Annotated in this window: 16 protein-coding genes; 5 read left to right on the top strand and 11 right to left on the bottom strand. The window is 57.4% G+C overall.

Annotated elements, in window-relative coordinates; all coding sequences use genetic code 11:
* Positions 1 to 123 precede the first annotated feature (123 nt).
* The gene (locus KFJ24_RS15010; protein ID WP_250831896.1) at positions 124 to 858 is read right to left on the bottom strand and encodes an anti-sigma factor family protein; all 735 of its coding nucleotides are present in this window, start codon (positions 856 to 858) and stop codon (positions 124 to 126) included.
* On the bottom strand, positions 855 to 1346 hold the full coding sequence (locus KFJ24_RS15015; protein ID WP_250831897.1) for an RNA polymerase sigma factor: 492 nt from the start codon (positions 1344 to 1346) through the stop codon (positions 855 to 857). Before KFJ24_RS15015 ends, KFJ24_RS15010 begins: the two co-directional genes overlap by 4 nt.
* Positions 1347 to 1442: 96 nt before the next feature.
* On the opposite strand from KFJ24_RS15015, the gene KFJ24_RS15020 reads away from it, so the two are divergent.
* Positions 1443 to 2792, top strand: coding sequence for a S8 family serine peptidase (locus tag KFJ24_RS15020; RefSeq protein WP_250831898.1), 1350 nt, complete (start codon positions 1443 to 1445; stop codon positions 2790 to 2792).
* Between the two features lie 15 nt (positions 2793 to 2807).
* Here KFJ24_RS15020 and KFJ24_RS15025 read toward each other — a convergent pair whose 3' ends face one another.
* Both KFJ24_RS15025 and KFJ24_RS15030 read right to left on the bottom strand, forming a co-directional pair.
* A complete protein-coding gene (locus tag KFJ24_RS15025; RefSeq protein ID WP_250831899.1) occupies positions 2808 to 3752 on the bottom strand; it encodes a hypothetical protein in 945 nt (314 codons plus the stop codon).
* Between the two features lie 68 nt (positions 3753 to 3820).
* Positions 3821 to 4381: a hypothetical protein gene (locus KFJ24_RS15030; RefSeq protein WP_250831900.1), complete on the bottom strand. Its 561-nt coding sequence runs from the start codon at positions 4379 to 4381 to the stop codon at positions 3821 to 3823.
* A gap of 168 nt (positions 4382 to 4549) precedes the next feature.
* Between KFJ24_RS15030 and KFJ24_RS15035 the strand changes: the two genes are divergently transcribed.
* On the top strand, positions 4550 to 5383 hold the full coding sequence (locus KFJ24_RS15035; protein ID WP_250831901.1) for a substrate-binding periplasmic protein: 834 nt from the start codon (positions 4550 to 4552) through the stop codon (positions 5381 to 5383).
* Between the two features lie 20 nt (positions 5384 to 5403).
* Here the strand turns inward: KFJ24_RS15035 and KFJ24_RS15040 are convergent, their stop codons facing one another.
* From KFJ24_RS15040 to KFJ24_RS15050, 3 genes are all read right to left on the bottom strand, one after another.
* The gene (locus tag KFJ24_RS15040; RefSeq protein ID WP_250831902.1) at positions 5404 to 7290 is read right to left on the bottom strand and encodes a monovalent cation:proton antiporter-2 (CPA2) family protein; all 1887 of its coding nucleotides are present in this window, start codon (positions 7288 to 7290) and stop codon (positions 5404 to 5406) included.
* A 65-nt stretch (positions 7291 to 7355) separates the two neighbouring features.
* The gene (locus tag KFJ24_RS15045) at positions 7356 to 7559 is read right to left on the bottom strand and encodes a hypothetical protein (RefSeq protein WP_250831903.1); all 204 of its coding nucleotides are present in this window, start codon (positions 7557 to 7559) and stop codon (positions 7356 to 7358) included.
* 110 nt (positions 7560 to 7669) lie between these two features.
* On the bottom strand, positions 7670 to 8770 hold the full coding sequence (locus KFJ24_RS15050; protein WP_250831904.1) for a mandelate racemase/muconate lactonizing enzyme family protein: 1101 nt from the start codon (positions 8768 to 8770) through the stop codon (positions 7670 to 7672).
* A gap of 179 nt (positions 8771 to 8949) precedes the next feature.
* Between KFJ24_RS15050 and KFJ24_RS15055 the strand changes: the two genes are divergently transcribed.
* The 3 genes from KFJ24_RS15055 to KFJ24_RS15065 all read left to right on the top strand — a co-directional run bounded on the left by KFJ24_RS15055 (position 8950) and on the right by KFJ24_RS15065 (position 12722).
* Positions 8950 to 9126, top strand: a complete 177-nt coding sequence (locus KFJ24_RS15055) for a DUF2897 family protein (protein WP_250831905.1) — start codon at positions 8950 to 8952, stop codon at positions 9124 to 9126.
* A gap of 36 nt (positions 9127 to 9162) precedes the next feature.
* Entirely contained in the window at positions 9163 to 9966 is an 804-nt protein-coding gene (locus KFJ24_RS15060; RefSeq protein WP_250831906.1) for an enoyl-CoA hydratase-related protein, read from the top strand.
* A gap of 176 nt (positions 9967 to 10142) precedes the next feature.
* Positions 10143 to 12722 carry an EAL domain-containing protein gene (locus tag KFJ24_RS15065; protein ID WP_250831907.1) on the top strand — a complete coding sequence of 860 codons (2580 nt, stop codon included), beginning with the start codon at positions 10143 to 10145 and terminating at the stop codon, positions 12720 to 12722.
* Between the two features lie 29 nt (positions 12723 to 12751).
* Here the strand turns inward: KFJ24_RS15065 and KFJ24_RS15070 are convergent, their stop codons facing one another.
* The 4 genes from KFJ24_RS15070 to KFJ24_RS18195 are packed head-to-tail and all read right to left on the bottom strand — an operon-like array spanning position 12752 to position 17125.
* Positions 12752 to 14137, bottom strand: coding sequence for a class-II fumarase/aspartase family protein (locus KFJ24_RS15070; RefSeq protein WP_250831908.1), 1386 nt, complete (start codon positions 14135 to 14137; stop codon positions 12752 to 12754).
* A gap of 18 nt (positions 14138 to 14155) precedes the next feature.
* Entirely contained in the window at positions 14156 to 14977 is an 822-nt protein-coding gene (locus KFJ24_RS15075; protein ID WP_250831909.1) for an alpha/beta fold hydrolase, read from the bottom strand.
* A 35-nt stretch (positions 14978 to 15012) separates the two neighbouring features.
* The gene (locus tag KFJ24_RS15080; RefSeq protein WP_250831910.1) at positions 15013 to 16080 is read right to left on the bottom strand and encodes a hypothetical protein; all 1068 of its coding nucleotides are present in this window, start codon (positions 16078 to 16080) and stop codon (positions 15013 to 15015) included.
* Positions 16081 to 16108: 28 nt separating this feature from the next.
* On the bottom strand, positions 16109 to 17125 hold the full coding sequence (locus tag KFJ24_RS18195) for an oligopeptide/dipeptide ABC transporter ATP-binding protein (protein WP_284709380.1): 1017 nt from the start codon (positions 17123 to 17125) through the stop codon (positions 16109 to 16111).
* Positions 17126 to 17202: the final 77 nt, after the last annotated feature.

Raw genomic sequence — 17202 nt, forward strand, 5'->3', positions numbered from 1 at the left:
CATGCCACTGTCAGAAGCATAGTCAAAGAACCCGATACCCGACACCCAATCCGATTGCCAGGTTGGCTTTGGTGATCCTGCGACCCTTCACGAACACAACCCCGTCGTGGGCTCTTGCTCTGCCTATTGCGAACTCGTCCAGCCGTGGGTAATCAGTTGCTTCTCGGAGTCAGGTTCAAGGACCTCTCCTGCAATCATGCGGTCCAGGGCACTGTCCAGTACCGAGCCACCACTGGCGGTTTGGTAACCCTCCGGCTGGTCAGGTCGACCGGTTTCAACTGCCGCAACCCGGGTCCATCCATCATCGCTCTCGTCCGTCCGGCAGGCGATGTTTTCCGAGGTGTTATCCGGCCCCTGCAAACGAAACTGCCGGCAGTATTGCCCCTCTTGGTTGGTAAACGTAAGCCTGGGTATTAGCTGCTCGCCCGTGTCCAGCGTATGGCTTTTACCGCTCGGAGTGGTTTCCAGTCCCTTCGCCACGGCGTGCCAGCCTGCATCACCGGCCGGCGGTGCGAACGTCATTAGCTGGGCGACACCAAAACCCAGAACGAGGGCCGCTGCCACAGCCATACCGGTATGGGCCTGAAGCCCCTGCTGCATTCGGCGCCACCAGGGAAACCGAACCACCTGAGTGGATGACTGGTTTTCTTTTTCCAGCATGGCCGTCAGGGCGTCCGGCAAGGGCCTGTCATCAATGGCCGAATAGTGGGTCATCAGTTGTTCATCAACAGCCGCCAGTTCGGCCAGCCGGTCACTCAGACCAGGGTCTGCCATCAGGCGCTCCCGGACGGCCTGCATCTCGTGTTCCGGCAGCTCTGAATCCAGAAAAGCGGACAGAGTTTGGTCGGTGATGTTCATGAGGGTGTCCTCGCAGATGCAATGTTCAACGATGTGCTCAGGGCTGCCCGAGCCCGGGCCAGACGACTCATTACCGTACCCTTGGGAATATCCAGCGTGTCCGATACGTCCTGATAGGACATGCCCTGAATCGCGACCAGCGAGATGATGTGGCGCTGGTCTTCAGGCAATTTGGCCATGGCATCATCCACCTGCCCCAGCTCGATCTGACTGGTGGTCGCCCGTTCACCATCGACAATCTGCCCTTCACTGAGCTCCGGTTGTTCTGCCGCATTCTGGCGAACCTTCCGGGCCCGGCATTCGTCTATCCAGAGGTTACGGCAAACCCGAAAAGCCCAGCGATCCAGTTCCACGCCATCCGGCACCTCTCGCCGTAAAAGGCGTTCAAAGGTACCCTGCAACAGATCGTCCGCTTCCGGCATGGATCCGGTCAGGGAATAGGCAAAGCGTCTAAGCCCGGGGATGAGCCTGGTCAGTTCGTGATTCATAGCGCCATGTCTCGTCGTCATAGTCTGAAGACGAACGGGGAGAAAATTTATTCCATCGAATCGGGAATTTTTTTGTCGATGGCACGTTTTGACAGTATGAGAGCACATATTATCAAAGGTTATCGTACCGGGATCTTCATGGTCTTTATGGCCAGCGCTTCGCCACTCCAGGCTCTGGGGACAGGAAGCCTGGTTCAGCCGTCACTGAATTCCATTAACCGCCATGTGGAGAGTGCTGCCGAGCGCGCAGTGGACCGTGCCATGGAACGCCGCGCCTCACAACGACTCGAGACCACAGAGGAAAACCTTCAGGCCACCCTTGCCGAACTGCCAGAACGGGTGTCCATTCCTGCCGCCGATGGCTCAGAAGCCTTCGCAGACGTTCGGGTGGAAGACGGGTGGCGCGCCGTGGAGCGGCAATGGCTGGTGACGGTCGATCCCGGTGAGCTGCAATACTTCCGGCAAAACGCCATTACCATACTTGAACAAACGCGGCTGTCAGGCCTCGGCCTCACAGTGCTGCGCTTTCGAGTGAGCGAAGCTGTCGACTCACGCAAGGCACTGACAGAGATCCTGCCAGAACACCTGATCGAAAGGCTCGACCGCAACCACATCTACAGTCCACAGGCTTCAGCAGCCGCCGACGGTCACCCCGACCCTGTCGCTGGCCGTTCCGGCTGTCAGATACCCATTAAGATGGGCATGGTCGATACCGCCATCAACAGCAAACACCCGGACTTTTCCGGAGCCAGTATCGTCCAGAACCATTTCCTTGACGATCTGAATCTGAAGGAAGGCTTTCAGAAACCGGACAGCCACGGAACCGCCGTGGCCAGCCTGCTCGTTGGCAAGCTTTCGGGCCAGGGTGATGCCGGGCTCCCTAACGCGACCCTCCTGAACGCATCGGTTTTCTTCGGTCGTGAGGACCTCTCCTCCGGGGCGACGCTGATGCACCTGGTGAGAGGCCTGAACTGGCTGGTTTCCCAACAGGTCAGGCTGATTAACATCAGCATGGCGGGGCCCGATAACCGGCTCCTGGCCACCGCCATACGACAGGTGTCGGAGGCCGGTATAGCCATGGTCGCCGCTGTCGGGAATCAGGGTCCCGCCGCACCACCTCTGTATCCGGCGGCCTATCCGGGTGTGGTAGGTGTTACCGCCGTTGGCCCGAACAACCGGGTGTATCGGTGGGCCAACCACGGTGAGCAGGTCGATTTTGCGGCTCGGGGCGTGGATGTCCGCGTCGCCGCCAGCGGGGGTGGTTACGAGCGAAAGAGCGGCACCTCCATGGCCACTCCCCTCATTACCACCCGGCTTGCCTGTGAAGCAGCCCGCTCGGCCGACCCGCTCCCGGATCTGGTTCGGCGCCTGGCAGATCAGGTTCAGGACCTGGGCAAGGCCGGGCGGGACCCGGTCTTTGGGTACGGAGTCCTGGTTGCGCCGTGAGATGGACCACAGCTGTCAGAACTCTGCCCGCAGCGTGACCGAGGCGACGGTTTTATCGTAGTCCGCAGAATCTAATGTCGAGCTGGCGTCCGTCGTCTCAACCCGGGCTTCCGCAGACAGCAAACGGGTGAGGCCAATGGTCCAGCTCACATCGGCAATGGAAATCCGGTCACTCCGGGTCTCGGATGAGACCGATCCCGGGCCCGGTAATGGGAACCCGGGGCTCTCCTCAGTCGAGACCGGCTCATCGTATTCCCGGCTCTCATAACGCCACCCGAACCGCAGGGTGTTCTTCTGACCGGATATCCGGAAGTGGTGTTTCAGCCGGAGACGGGCAGCCAACATGGCGTAATCGTAGGCATCAGAATTCGCGTCTTCCTCGTCACCTTCAAACCCCAGGACGAAAAGCGTCTGACTGTCATTGAAGAAGAAGAAACTCTCCAGGCTCAGCCCCCGGGCCCGGGCATCCCGCTCATCGTCCTCCTCGAAAGACTTCCGTTTATCCACAATACTTGCCAGCAGATAAACATCGTCGCCAATGAGTTTGCCAAGGTACGCACTGGTTCTGCCGTATTTCAGGAAAGGATCAGAATCCAGTGTGGCGTATGAAAAATGATGACTGGCGCCAAGGGTAACCGATGCGATGTCGTAGCTCAGATCCGCCGATGCCAGATGAAGGTCCTGATCAAAATCGCTGTAGGTCTTATAGTTCCTGGACGTAAAATCATAGGTCCCGGTGAGTGTCAGATGGTCGGCGGGCTGGCCACTGGCCTCCACACCGGTGCCAATCAACAATGCCTGGTCACTCTTGCCAGACGCGGTCTCCAACGCCTCGACATTCAGGTTGCTGTCATACTCCGCACCCGCCTCAACATAAGCGCTCATATCTACGGCGCAAACAGGCGCAGCAGCGCCCAGTGTCAGCGGGAATGCAATGAACAAACGTTGAATGGACTGCATGGTTCGATACTCCCAATCACAAAAAAAACCGGACTGATCAACAGCCCGGTTTAAACCCGTTCAGCACGTTAGAGCAGACCACCACCGGTGGAATTCCGGACGGTCCCTTTCACGCTGTTGCGAACCTCAGCTCTCACACTGTCGGAAACCGACGTGCCCACTTGCTGACGCGTCTGGGCCTGGACTTCGGTTTCGCGGGTTGCCCGGATCCGGTTCCGGGCCTGCTCGCCGGTACCGGAAGCTTCATCACGGGCAGAGCCAGCCTCGGCGCGGGCGGTGCCCTGGACCTGCTGACCGACAGACACACCGGCTTCAACGGTCTGACGCCCGGTTTGCTGCGCCTGCTCTTTCACGTCAAATGCAGCCTGCTCAGCGGCATCACCGGTTGTCCGGGCCTGAGCTGCCGAGTTCTGGCTGCCACGAGCAGAAACGTCTGCGTCAGCACGGGCCTCACCTTTGGCACCGGCACTGGCCTGCGACTGATTTCCTCCATCAGTACCGCCATTCGCCTGGGCGCTCATACGGACGTCTGCTTCGGCACTGGCGCTCCCGGAAACCGCATTTTCCGCTGCAGAGGCGGAAACCGCCATGATGGAACAGATCGCAAGTGTCAGAGTACGTTTCATCATCGTTATTCCTCCTGGTTTTCTGTTGTCTTCACCCGGGTAACGAGTCAGATCCGCTTTTATTCCAAAAAAAATGAAGGCCAGTCACAAAGACCGTCGTGCGTTATCAAGTTCTTCGGATTAATGGTACATTTCCTAGCAGCCCCTACTACTTAGCTTCCGGAACTATTGATGCCATTGTTTCCTGTGCAGGCGCGTATAACATGGTATTCCACCGTCGTCTTACCGCTGACTATTGTCGGCATCCTTTCAATTTTCTGGAGCACAGCCCAGGCCGCCGAGCCGCCCTGTAAAGCTCTGCTGATCAGCGGTAACTCCGAATACCCACCGTTACTCTGGAAGAATCCGGAAAATCCCGATGAGCTGATTGGCGTTGTCCCTGCGCTGCTGAAAGAAATCCTCGAGCCTCTGGGCGTCACGGCAGACATCAGACACCTGGGGTCCTGGGCCCGTGTACAGCACTTTGCACAAAGCGGGGAAATCGACATGGTCGCGGGTGCGTTCATGACCCGGGAACGGTTCCAGTACATGGACTACATCCTGCCACCCATCACCCATCTGCCAACCGCGATCTGGGTACCAAAAGGGCAGGAATTCCTCTATCGACACTGGCCGGACCTGAAAGGACGGGTAGGCAGCACCCTGATTGGCAACAGTTTCGGAGAAAACTTCGACCGGTATGCCGATGAGCAACTGTCGATCGAGCCCGTGCGCTCAATTGACCAGTCTTTCCTGATGGCCGGTGCGGGCCGCGTGGATTATGTGCTCTATGAGTTACTGCAAGGCCAGGTAAAACTGGCCCGTGAGGGCCTGGCCCGGGCATTTGTGCCGCTGGACAAACCCATCAGTACCGAAGGCCTGTTTTTCACCTTTAGCAAACAATCCCGATGCAATACCTTCGACTTCCGGGAACAGGTCGCCGACAGGCTCTACAGCCTGGTCACCGGAGGCAGGGTGGCTGATCTGGTTTCGGAATATACCGCCCGCTATATCGCCACAGAGTGACGTTACTCTGCCCTCTGGCGTCAATGCTCACCGGGTGGTGTCCAGACCGGCACATCCGCCCGCTTTGGCTCATCCCAGTCCCGCTGCATAGCACTGCTCAACGCCTCTTCCAGTTTCATGAACAGCTCGCCATAGCGGGGGCTGAAACTGATGCCTTCTTCAATTTCCTTCCAGGCATCGAATAACTGGTCTTCATGGGCCTCCTCATTCTCAACAAACGCCCACGTCATCTGTTTTGCCCGCATAGGGTGAACGCCCATCGCCGTGAGCGCATGGCCACCAAGCTCCAGGGCAGAGTGATAGGTTTCGCTCACGACATCGTCGGCACCCGCCTCCCGGAGCTGGTAACCATGGCCACGGTCAAATGCCCGCGCCAGTACCCAGACCCCCGGAAAGAACTTTTTTACATGCGCGACAAGCTTTACGGCGCGATCCCGGTCATCAATCGCGACCACCAGCAAACGGGCCTGTCCAATACCCGCCGTTTCCAGCAAATCGGATCGACTGGCATCACCAAAGAAGCTCTTGATGTTGATCTGGCGGACATTCTCTATCTGCTCTATCTCGTGGTCGAGCACCACGATCGGAATGTTGTTGGCCCGCAGCAGACGGCAAACAATCTGTCCGAATCGCCCCACACCGGCCACAATGACCGGAGCCTGCTCGTCAATGGTGTCCGCTTCCCGGTCATTGTTCTTGGAGCGCCGGTAACGTGGCAGCACAATGCGGTCATAGACGATAAACAAAAGAGGAGTGAGGAACATGGACAGTGCGACAACCAACGAGAGGATCTGGGAGGTATCCGTGGCAATCACATGGTTCTGAACGCTGTAGGTCAGCAACACGAAGCCGAATTCACCCGCCTGCGCGAGGCCCAGGGTAAACAACCAGCCATTGCTGCCATGAATCCCGAAGATCAGTGCAAGAACCAGCAGAATCAGCGCCTTGACCACAATTACAGCAGCACCCAGAGACACAATAGTGCCCCACTCTGCCACCAATACCTCGAAGTTGATTCCGGCACCCACGGTGATGAAGAACAGACCCAGCAACAGGCCCTTGAACGGCTCTATGTTGGCCTCCAGCTCGTGGCGGAACTCACTGTTGGCCAACACCACACCGGCCAGAAAGGCCCCCAGGGCCGGCGAGAGATTAACCAGACTCATCAGTGCTGCAATACCAATCACCAGCATGAGCGCCGTGGCCGTGAAAACCTCCCTTAACCCGGATCGCACGACATAACGGAACATCGGACGGCTCAGGTAATAGCCGCCAACAATAACCGCAGCGACTGCAGCCACAACAACCAGAGCATGGGCCCAGCCCGGCAGGCTGGCAACCAGGCTCAGCCCCGTGTCATGACTGGTAACAGAGTCCGATTCCCCCATCAGCTCCGGCAAGGCCAACAGCGGAATCAGGGCAAGCATGGGGATAACGGCAATGTCCTGAAACAGCAACACGGAAAAGGTACTGCGTCCACCTTCCGTCTTTGACAGGCCTTTCTCGTTCAGGGTTTGCAGCACGATCGCGGTGGACGAAAGCGCGAAAATAAGCCCAACGGTCAACGCGGTCTGCCACTGAAGCCCAAGCCACCAGGCCACGGCCATTCCGGCCGCTGCCGTCAACGTCACCTGGAGACCGCCAAGCCCCACAAGGCGAACCCTCATGGCCCAGAGCGCCTTGGGATCGAGCTCCATGCCGACCAGGAACAACATCATGACGACGCCAAATTCCGCAAAATGCTGAATCGTACTGGCTTCCTGCCCCACCAAGCCGGTAACCGGTCCGATCACCACGCCGGCAACCAGGTAGCCCAGAACCGAACCCAGCCCCAACCGTTTGGCCAGTGGCACCGCGATAACAGCAGCCAGCAGGTAGATAAAAGCCTGAATGAAGTAAGCGGTCATTGGGCGGTCTCCTCAACCCCGGAAAAGCGAAGCGGCACGATCCGCGCTTGGCCGATAAAAAGCAATCAGAGTTCAAGGAACCTGGGAGTAAGCATCAGCAGAACGCCCACAGCCACCATCGCAAGCGTATTTGTTACAAGATACGGGTACAGGATCAGGGCGATTCCACAATAACGGGCGACCAGGTTCGACTGCCTTCTCCCATAGATAAAATAACCAATGCCGATGGAGCTGAAAATCAGCCCCCAAATCAGATTAGCGGTTTCCATAACGCAAAAGTCTCCGGCAAAAAACCCAGCTTAGTCCGTTACCGGCGTTTACCCCACCGATTCAGACACATCCTGAGATGGAAACCCACCCGCTCCGATACCTGACCAGCCTATTCGTAGACCTCATGCAGCGTCAGCATCTTGAAATCCGGAACCACACCCAGGCCCGGGCGATCACTGAGCATCATCCGGCCGGCCGATACTTCAGGTGCCCCGGTGGCGAGCTGGACGGTATTGTAATTGTGGAGATCGGTGGTATTCAGCAAGGCCCTGGCAGGAGTGCTGGCCGCAAGGTGGGCGTAGGCTGCCGTGGCGATGCCACTGCCCCAGGCATCTTCAATGGTCATGGCAATGCCGGCATCCACGCACACGTCCCGAATGATCCGTGATGGCGTCAGACCACCAAACTTGCTGACCTTCAGGGCAATCGCGTCCATGGCATCGTCGCGTACGGCCCGTTGCAGATCAGCCAGGGAATTCAGGCTCTCGTCCAGCTTGACCGGGTGGCGGGTTCGACGCCGGACCGACAGGCATTCCTCATAGTTCCTGCAGGGCTGCTCAAGATACAGATCCAGATCTTCAACCGCCCTCGAAAAGCGCAAGGCCTCATCCCGCCGCCAGGCCGCGTTAATATCCCCGATCCAGAGTTCATCTGGCTGTTTAACCTTGATCAGGGTCCGGACCAGCTCGATATCTTCCTCAACGCTGTGGCCCAGCTTGATCTGGATGTGACGAAAACCTTCTTCCCGGTAGCGGCGCAAGGACTCTTCCATTTCATCCGGGTCCGCCAGAGGCACAATCCGGTGTAAGGGCATGGACGGCGAGAGCAGCCCGCCCAGCAGGGTATAGACGGGCAGCCCGGCATCCTTGCCCAACAGGTCCCAACAGGCAATATCAATGGCAGCCTTGGCTACAGCGTGCCCGGTCAGCGCCTGATCCATGCGCTCGTGAATAAGCGTGGTATGCCTTGGATCCTCGCCGAGCACACTCGGCGCCAGCAGCGACAGGCAGGAAGGCAGTCCCTCAGAAAAGGCCGCCATATAGTTGGGTCCGCAGGGGCAGACTTCACCGTAGCCCGCCAGTCCCGTATCCGTGGTCAGCACGACCACTGTGCTGGTAAACACCTGATGCGATCGCCCGCCGGCAAAGGCATACGCCTTGCCAACGTAGGGCAAGTCTGCGGTATACACCGCGATACTCTCGATACGCATGATGCGCCTCCCGTGACTCAGCCCGATTCAGCCTTCTCTTATCTCAGCATAGCCGGGGTCTGATGCGGGCGCCGGTATTTAGGCACCCTGTTTTAGCGCCTGCTTCCGGTAAACAACTTGTCAGGCACTCATGGGCGAGTCCACTATAAGAAAAACCTATGAATCAGGGAGCAACCTGCATGCCTCTTATCGGATGGATTTTTCTCATTCTTGCCGTGGTACTTGTCCTGGGCAGCCTTATCATACTGCGCGATTCCGCCAACAGCATGAAGATCTCGCCGGAAAAAATGGAGAAGATCAAAAAGCGCAAAGCGGAACTTGAAGCTGAGGAAAAAGCAGAGGATGAGTGGAAGTGAGCCTGATCCCGTCACCTTGAACACGGAGCCCCGACTATGAACAACCCGCCGCAATTAACCGACGCCTTGCTCACCCTGGAAGACCGGGTCGCCGTCCTCACCCTGAACCGGCACGATCTGCGCAACGCACTGACAGGTTCCAACCTGATTGACGATATTGTCGCCACCACCGAGTGGGTCAATCATTGCGACGAGGTCTCGGTGTTGGTGATTACCGGCGCCGGCTCCTCATTCAGTGCTGGCGGGAACATTCGTGACATGGCCAATCGCAGCGGCGATTTCGCCGGTGACGTGGCTGAATGTGCCGATCGCTATCGCAAGGGTATCCAGCGAATCCCCCTTGCCATGCAGGCGGTTGAGGTACCCGTTATCGCAGCCGTGAACGGACCGGCCATCGGCGCAGGCTTCGATCTCGCCAACATGGCGGATGTCCGTATCGCTTCTGAAAAGGCCAGGTTTGGCGAAACGTTTCTCAACCTGGGGATCATCCCTGGCGACGGCGGGGCCTGGTTTATGCAGCGCCTGATCGGGTATCAGCGCGCCTTCGAACTGACCCTCACCGGCCGGATCGTGGATGCCAGAGAAGCTCAGGAGCTGGGCATCGTCCTGGACGTGGTGGGTCCCGAGGAACTTCTGCCAGCAGCGCTCGATATGGCAAAGCGAATGGCCAGTCAGCCGCCAAAGGCCACCCGTTTGACCAAGCGCCTGATGAAGATCGCCCAACGTATGGAGCTGAAGGACTTCCTCGACCTGTGCGCCTGCTTCCAGGGGATGAGTCACAACGAGCCGGAACACCTGGAAGCTGTGAACCGGATGCTGGAAACCATGTCCCGGAAGTGACCAGAGCTTGAGGCCGGCCGCCTGGCCGGCTTACAACCCGTTAAAATTCTGTACATATTTTTCTACATTAAACTTTTCGCCCTGACGCCCGATAAGCGATAGGATCAGAAAATCTGACCAGGACGAAAAACAATAAAGGGAAGACTCAATGACAGACCTACAGGGGTTCGCTGTTCGTGTTTCTATCCCAAGCCCTACGTTCCATCCTGGCTATGTTGCTTTTGTGCACCTGGCATCCGGCTCAGGCCGGAACAACAGCCATCACCATCGAGCAAGCCTCCTCACCGATCCAGACTCAGTTTCAATACTGGCAGGACCCTGAAAGTCAGGCCGACATTGAGCAAGTTGCTGAGCTGCCGGACGATCAATGGCAGTCAACGACCACTGACAAAGCCACTTTTGGCATAACACCGTCCGCCTACTGGCTGCGTTTTTCCATCGACAACCAGACCGCACAGCGTCTCAACCTGATCGCTGAACTCGCCTACGCCCAGCTGGACGATGTGGTTTTCTATGAGTTCGCCGGCAACACCCTGGCCCACGAATTCAAAACCGGTGACGCCCGACCCTTTTATCCGAGGGAAGTCGATCATCCCAACATGCTGCTGCGCTTCCAGTTAGAGCCCGATCAGCTAAAGACAGTTTATGTTCGGGCCCAAACCGCAGGCTCGATGATCCTGCCGCTTCGAATCTGGCGCGAGCATCAATTCTTTGAAGCCGCGGCCAACGAGCAAAAGTTTCACTTCTTTTATTACGGCAGTCTGACCGTCATCATTCTGATCAACCTTGCAGTGTTTCTGACCCTGCGGGAGAAGCTGTACCTGTATTACGCGCTGGCGATTACCGGCTACCTGCTGTTCTTCACCTCCATCATGGGCTACAGCTTCCAGCACTTTTATCCTCAATTTCCCGAACTCCACGCCCGTGTTCTATTGGCTTCGATGCCGGTTCTGGCTTTGTTCTCCATTCTCTTCTGCCGGGAATTCCTGAAGATCAAGTCCCACAGTCCAAGACTGGACATTGCCATTCGGGGGATGCTGTATTTCGAAACCTTCAACTTCATCGCCGCCCTGGCGCTGGATTACAACGCCGCCGTCACGCTCTCATCGATCTCTGCCCTATTCTTTTTCTCGCTTCTTTTCGTCGCCGGCCCCATTACCTGGGCAGCTGGCGTCCGGGCCGGCGCCTTTTTCACGGTTGCCTGGACACCGCTCACCATTGGCGTCTTGGCCACGTCTGGCCGTGCCCTGGGCTTCTTCCCGGAAAACTTCGTGACCGAATACGCCATGCAGATCGGTTCTGGCCTGGAGGCCTTTATCCTGACGCTGGCCCTGGCGGATCGCCTTTACCGTGAACGGGAAAACAAGATCAAGGCGCAAGCCGACAGTTTGCAGAAAGAAAAAGCCCGGAACGAAGCGCACAACAAGCTGACTGAAGCGATGATGCACGATCCGGTGACGGGCCTGCCCAACCGAAACCGGTTTGAGTGGATGGTGGACCAACAGTTAAAGCGGGATCCGGACGGCCAATACATAGTGGGCGTGGCACGAATTACGCGCCTGGACGAGATCAACCGCACCCTTGGTCTGACCCGCAGCGAACGATTACTGAAACGCATTGCCGAACAGATGACCGAACTGGCCGCCCAGCTGCCGGTTGTGCACAGTGTTCGGAGTGAACAGGGGCTGGATGAGTACGTCTATCAATTATCCGGTGACTGCTTTGGCCTGCTGGTCGATTCACGCAAAGTGGATGACAATTTCGCGGAACTGAACACTGCCCTCAGGTTGCTCTCTGAACCCATGCTGCTGGACAACCTGGCAATTGAGCTGCATCCAAAATTCGGAGCGGCCAGTTATCCCCTGCATGGCGACAATGCGGCACTGCTGATCCGCAACGCCCATGTCGGCATGGAGATAGTGCCGAAGGGCCCGTTCGAAACCGGCTTTTACTCGCAGGATTACGACATTTACAGCGAAAGCCGACTGACCCTGATGTCCGATCTCAGAGAGGCTTTGCAACAGAACCAGACACAGCTTTACTACCAACCCAAGGTTTGTCTGAGCAGCGGCGAAATTGTTGGTCTGGAAGCACTGATTCGCTGGCATCACCCGGAACGTGGATGGGTAAACCCCAGTGACTTCGTTCCCCTGGCAGAAGAAACCGGGGTGATTACGCAGTTGACCCGATGGGCTATTGAGAGAGGCGTAGCAGACCTGACCGTATTGCTGGCCGACCACCCGCAACTGGATGTATCGATCAATATATCCGCCCGCGACCTGACCTCCCGTGAGCTCAAGAGCCTGATCGAATCGCAGTTAGCGCAACATAACCTCAGTGCGGAACGACTGATCATAGAATTAACCGAAACCGCCGCCATGGAAGATCCGGAGAGAGGGCTCCAGGCTCTTGAAGCACTGGCCGACACGGGCCTCCGAATCGCCATTGATGATTTCGGCAGTGGCTATTCCTCCCTGTCCTACCTCAAGCAATTGCCAGCCACCGAAATCAAGCTGGACAGTTCATTAATCCTGGACGTGGGCGCCAGTGATAGCTCGAAGGTTATTGTCGAAACCGCCATTAACATGGCGCACGGCCTGGGCTATTCCGTCGTGGCGGAAGGCGTCGAAGACGAGGAAACCGCTCGCTTGCTTAAGGGCATGGGGTGCGACAAACTTCAGGGCTACTGGCTCTGCCACCCGCTCCCCATTGAGGAGTTAAGCGCTTGGCTGGCAGAGAATCGTTGTATCGTGTGACAGCTTGCCTTGATAGGCATACCGTTTCATCACTCGTCAGATGATATGCGGTGACGGACCATCTCGGCACCAGCTCGGGCCCGACCGGCAAGCTTCAGGGCCAGTTTGACGCTCTCTCCCAGATGGGAAGCCGGGTCCAGCATCGATTTGATCTCATCTGGACTTACCGTGGACCTTACCAAAGGATTTTCAGACAGAACCGCGCCCACATTGCGGTTACTGCGGGCAGCCTCAAGCGCCGATTCGTGCACCACGTCATGAGCCGATTGCCGCCCAAGACCCTTGCGAGCCAGCGTCATCATCACGTTTTCACAGTTGATCATTCCGCCTGTCAGCTCAAGATTCGAGCGCATCCGTTCGGGCACGAGCCGAAGTCCGACCAACAATTCCTCAAGCTCGGCAAGCATCTCAATGGCTAACGGGCAGGCCGAATCCATCACAGAATAGAGTATACGGCTCGAGGCAGCATCGCCTTCATGGCTCACGTGTCCGGCCTCCAGTGCAAGGTTAACCTGGGAGCGAAGCTGGGAGGCCAGGGCAATGACGTTTATCGAAAGCTTGGGGTTTACCTTCTGTGGCATGGTACTGCTGCCAATCACTGCATCCCCCAGGTTCTCATGAACTTCGCCTATCTCTTCCGACATAAGGTCAAACAGTTCATGCGCAATCTTTCCGCAAGTGCTGGCCAGTAGTGCCAGCAGAAGCACATATTCGACCAGATGATCGTTTACCGCGCGGCTGGGCACATCGAAGCAGTTGAGCGCCAGTCGTTCGGCCAGATTCCTGCTCAGTGCCTCTCCCTGTTCACCAAAAGAGTGCATGGCTCCGACAGCACCCCCGAATACCAATGTGAAAACCCTTGGCTCTGCAGTCCGGAGACGCTCTTCGTGTCTGAGTAATTCATCAATCCAGATAGCGGCCTTGAATCCAAACGTAATCGGCAAGGCATGTCGTCGTTGTGTTCGACCAGCCATGACCACGTTGGCACCGGACTCGGACTGACATGCAAGTGCCTCCAGACAACCAGCAAGGCCCTGCAGGAGTTGAACGTGAGCTTTGCGAACCAGCAGGACTTCTGCCGTCTGCATAATGTTCTGAGTGGTTGCACCCCAGTGCACATACTCACCTGCAGTCCCTTCACAGGCCTCCGCCAGGAAACGTACAAGGGACACGATCGGCGCCCTGGTGATTTCAATGTCTTTCAAGAGTGCTTCCCGATCGATAAACTCCATCCGCCCCTTGCGGGCTATCTCCTCGGCTGCCTCCTGCGGAATCATCCCAAGTTCAGCCTGACTCTTAGCCAGCGCTACCTCGATTTCCAGCCACACCTGAATTTTTGAATCCGTACTGAACAGTGTGTCGGTCGTCACCCGTGCGTCGGGAGCGCTCAAGGCGCTCCGAGTGCTTTCCTGCATAGAATCCCCCTCACAACCTTATGATGATTCCAACAGGAAATCGGTTATGGCGACGTTGTATCGCCGCGCATCTTCCAGGTAAGGCGCATGTCCCAATCCCTTGAGCTCCACGTGGCGAACATCCGGAATCGACTGCAATAGCGGTTTTGCTTTTTCCAACGGCGCCACACGGTCCTGATCACAGGTGATGACCAGCGTCGATGCCTGAATCTGGTCAAGCTCCTCGCGGAGGTCGGCGGTCTGAATAGCCCAGGCCGCCGCGGCGACCCCCTCCGCTCTGGATTCGGCTGCAATACCGGCGACTTTTTCGAAAACCGCTTCACTGGTGCCCTCGGGTAACATGCCCTTGGCGCGACGCCTGCCATACTCCTCGCCAGACAGGGTTTTCAGTTCCTCCAGGCGGCGGCGGTAACGATTATCTGCACCGGTATCCTGAGCCAGGCCGTGGCCCGGATGAGTGCAGGATAGAACCAGCCGGTTCACCAGCTCCGGCGCCATCGTGGCCACCTTCATTGCAACCAGCCCGCCCATTGAGTGACCAACAATATTGATTGGTCCCGAAGACACCTTGGCGATGAACTGGATTGCCACCTGTGCCAGGTCGGTTATCGAGTCGCCGGCGAGATCCGAGTCTCCATATCCCGGCGCATCCCATGCCACTATCCGGAAGTTTGATGACAGCCCCTCCAGCTGTTCGATCCAGCTGGAACCGTTACCGTTCAGACCATGCAGAAACAGCACTGGAACGCCATCGCCGTTCTGCAGAAAACTGATCCATCCATGCTCCAGGCTGACACCGGAGCGAGAATCCTGCCTTCCCTCATGCCTTGCTTCGCTCATAGTTAGACTCACTCGCCAATATCCGTTAACACGGATTAGTAGTCACCGAAGGGGTCGTCCCCTTCTTCGGTTCCTTGCAAAAGAGGATTGCTTTCCTTGCCGCGATCGCCGCTTTCCGTATCCGAATCACTGGAAAACAGGGGCTCTTCCTTTTCGCCCGCCAGCAGGAAGTCAGCACCGGCCACCGCCATCTTTCGGCCGCTGTGGCCAACTCCGTAAACCGTCTGGACTTCCCAATTGAATTCGGCACCCAGTTCCTCAGCCTTGGCCCTGCTTACCTGGTAGAATTTTTTCCCCTTCTCCAGGCGGTGGGCACCCTGGGCCTTCGCGATGTCGGACAGGTTGAGCAACCGGTGTGACGGATCATCGTCATCAGTACCCAGCATGATCACCAGGTGATGGGCATAGGCGTTGCTCAGATCGTCTGCCGTAGCCCCGGTATTCTTCAGCCCATATCGCAGAGGCAGGCTGTAATCCGGGAAGGTATAGGTGCCGGCGTTGGCCGCTATGGCAGTGTTAACACGGGCCTCCGGCCAGAGCATCAGCATCCGGTGCACAAACTGGGCACCACTGCCGTGTCCCCAAATGTCATATTTCTCGGCCGTAAGATCAAACTCCTTGCGCAGTTCATCAAACGCCCTTTCCACAGCCGCAAACGAGGACTGCTCCGGAGGATTGCGTTCACCCTTGCTAGCATCAAACGAGGAGGAATCTGCCGTAATCCAGTTACCGGCCTGGTATCCCCAGCCTGTCGGGAAGTCCTCATTGGACACCTCCGGCGCGACAATCAGCACGTCGTACTTCTCGGCATAGGTGCCCCAGTAATCGCGGTAGACATCTGCGTCCCGGCGGCCACCGTGCATCACCAGCAACACAGGGGTATCAGGTTTCAGGTTCTCGGGCCGGGCATACCAGAGGGTCATGGTGACCGGTTTTTCAGGGGTTCCGGCTTGCACATCGATGGAGCCGTAGCTCTCAAACACCTCTGTGGAAACCAGAGACGAATCGGTATCTTCGGTATAGCCGGCTTGGTCAGGCGACACTGCCGCACAGCCGGAGAAGAGCGAAACAAGCCCGACGAGCAGAATGGCTTTTATTTTCATGGCGCACGTCCTCTATATTGTTTTTTGTTCAGTTGATGGATTGGTTGTCGGAGGGTTGTGCCTTCCAGCACTTAACCAACGAACTGCCAATGATTTCCGGCCTTGGCGCCTGCTCCCGGCACTGCGCTTCGGCAATGGGACACCGGGGATGAAACGAACAGCCGGAGGGCCGGTTCATCGGGTTCGGAAACTCGCCATCAAGCCCCGGGTCCGGAATCTCCCGGCCTGGCGAAATGCTTAAGGCAGAGTCCATAAGTGCCTTCGTGTAAGGATGCCGGGGTCTGGAGAGCACGCTGTCACGATCACCGCACTCAACGATCTCTCCGAGGTACATCACTGCCACCCGGTCCGCCATGTGCCTGACAACAGACAGGTTGTGGGTAACGAACAGATAGGTCAGGTCCAGTTCATCACGAAGATCAAGCAACAGATTCAGTATCTGTGCCTGAACAGACACATCGAGAGCAGAGGTCGGTTCATCGCAGATCACCACCTCAGGGCGCATGATCAGTGCCCGGCCTATGGCCGCTCTCTGACGCTGCCCACCTGACAGCTGGTCAGGGAAACTGTTGAACACCCGACGGGGCAGACCCACGAGTTCCATCATCTGCTCGACCTGCGCCCTCTGCTCTTGCCGGGTACCAATACTGTGAACGGCCAGAGGCTTGGCGATGATTTCCCCAATGGTTTTGCGGGGATTCAGTGACGAATAGGGATCCTGGAAGATGGGCTGGATCATTCGGGCCCGTGGCAGCGGTGGCAGGTTTTCAATCCGCTGGCCATTTAGGATAACTGAGCCCGAATCCGACTCTTGCAGCCCCATGATGGTTCGGGACAAGGTCGATTTACCGCACCCGGACTCGCCGACCAGCGCCAGCACCTCACCTTTCCTGAGATCAAGACTGATATTATTCAGTGCTTTCAAGGGCTTGCGTTTACCGAACAGGCCCCGTCGGACGGAGAAGGTGCAATTCACCTGCTCCACAGAAAGTATCGGCTCTTTTCCGTCGGCCGGCACCGGGCCTGTTGCTACACGGGCCTCCATGCCGGAGTCCCGGAACCCGCGGCCCCGGGTTTCCGCAGGATCGTGGCACACATAACTGCGGCCCGCCCCGATCTGCT

Origin of the sequence: Marinobacter sediminum (assembly GCF_023657445.1) — a bacterium.
GTDB lineage: Bacteria > Pseudomonadota > Gammaproteobacteria > Pseudomonadales > Oleiphilaceae > Marinobacter > Marinobacter sediminum_A.

Bases quoted from the DNA above. Each gene is read 5' to 3' on its own strand.
- KFJ24_RS15010 (WP_250831896.1), bottom strand. From the start codon at position 858: ATGAACATCACCGACCAAACTCTGTCCGCTTTTCTGGATTCAGAGCTG.
- KFJ24_RS15015 (WP_250831897.1), bottom strand. From the start codon at position 1,346: ATGAATCACGAACTGACCAGGCTCATCCCCGGGCTTAGACGCTTTGCC.
- KFJ24_RS15020 (WP_250831898.1), top strand. From the start codon at position 1,443: ATGAGAGCACATATTATCAAAGGTTATCGTACCGGGATCTTCATGGTC.
- KFJ24_RS15025 (WP_250831899.1), bottom strand. From the start codon at position 3,752: ATGCAGTCCATTCAACGTTTGTTCATTGCATTCCCGCTGACACTGGGC.
- KFJ24_RS15030 (WP_250831900.1), bottom strand. From the start codon at position 4,381: ATGATGAAACGTACTCTGACACTTGCGATCTGTTCCATCATGGCGGTT.
- KFJ24_RS15035 (WP_250831901.1), top strand. From the start codon at position 4,550: ATGCCATTGTTTCCTGTGCAGGCGCGTATAACATGGTATTCCACCGTC.
- KFJ24_RS15040 (WP_250831902.1), bottom strand. From the start codon at position 7,290: ATGACCGCTTACTTCATTCAGGCTTTTATCTACCTGCTGGCTGCTGTT.
- KFJ24_RS15045 (WP_250831903.1), bottom strand. From the start codon at position 7,559: ATGGAAACCGCTAATCTGATTTGGGGGCTGATTTTCAGCTCCATCGGC.
- KFJ24_RS15050 (WP_250831904.1), bottom strand. From the start codon at position 8,770: ATGCGTATCGAGAGTATCGCGGTGTATACCGCAGACTTGCCCTACGTT.
- KFJ24_RS15055 (WP_250831905.1), top strand. From the start codon at position 8,950: ATGCCTCTTATCGGATGGATTTTTCTCATTCTTGCCGTGGTACTTGTC.
- KFJ24_RS15060 (WP_250831906.1), top strand. From the start codon at position 9,163: ATGAACAACCCGCCGCAATTAACCGACGCCTTGCTCACCCTGGAAGAC.
- KFJ24_RS15070 (WP_250831908.1), bottom strand. From the start codon at position 14,137: ATGCAGGAAAGCACTCGGAGCGCCTTGAGCGCTCCCGACGCACGGGTG.
- KFJ24_RS15075 (WP_250831909.1), bottom strand. From the start codon at position 14,977: ATGAGCGAAGCAAGGCATGAGGGAAGGCAGGATTCTCGCTCCGGTGTC.
- KFJ24_RS15080 (WP_250831910.1), bottom strand. From the start codon at position 16,080: ATGAAAATAAAAGCCATTCTGCTCGTCGGGCTTGTTTCGCTCTTCTCC.
- KFJ24_RS18195 (WP_284709380.1), bottom strand. From the start codon at position 17,125: ATGGAGGCCCGTGTAGCAACAGGCCCGGTGCCGGCCGACGGAAAAGAG.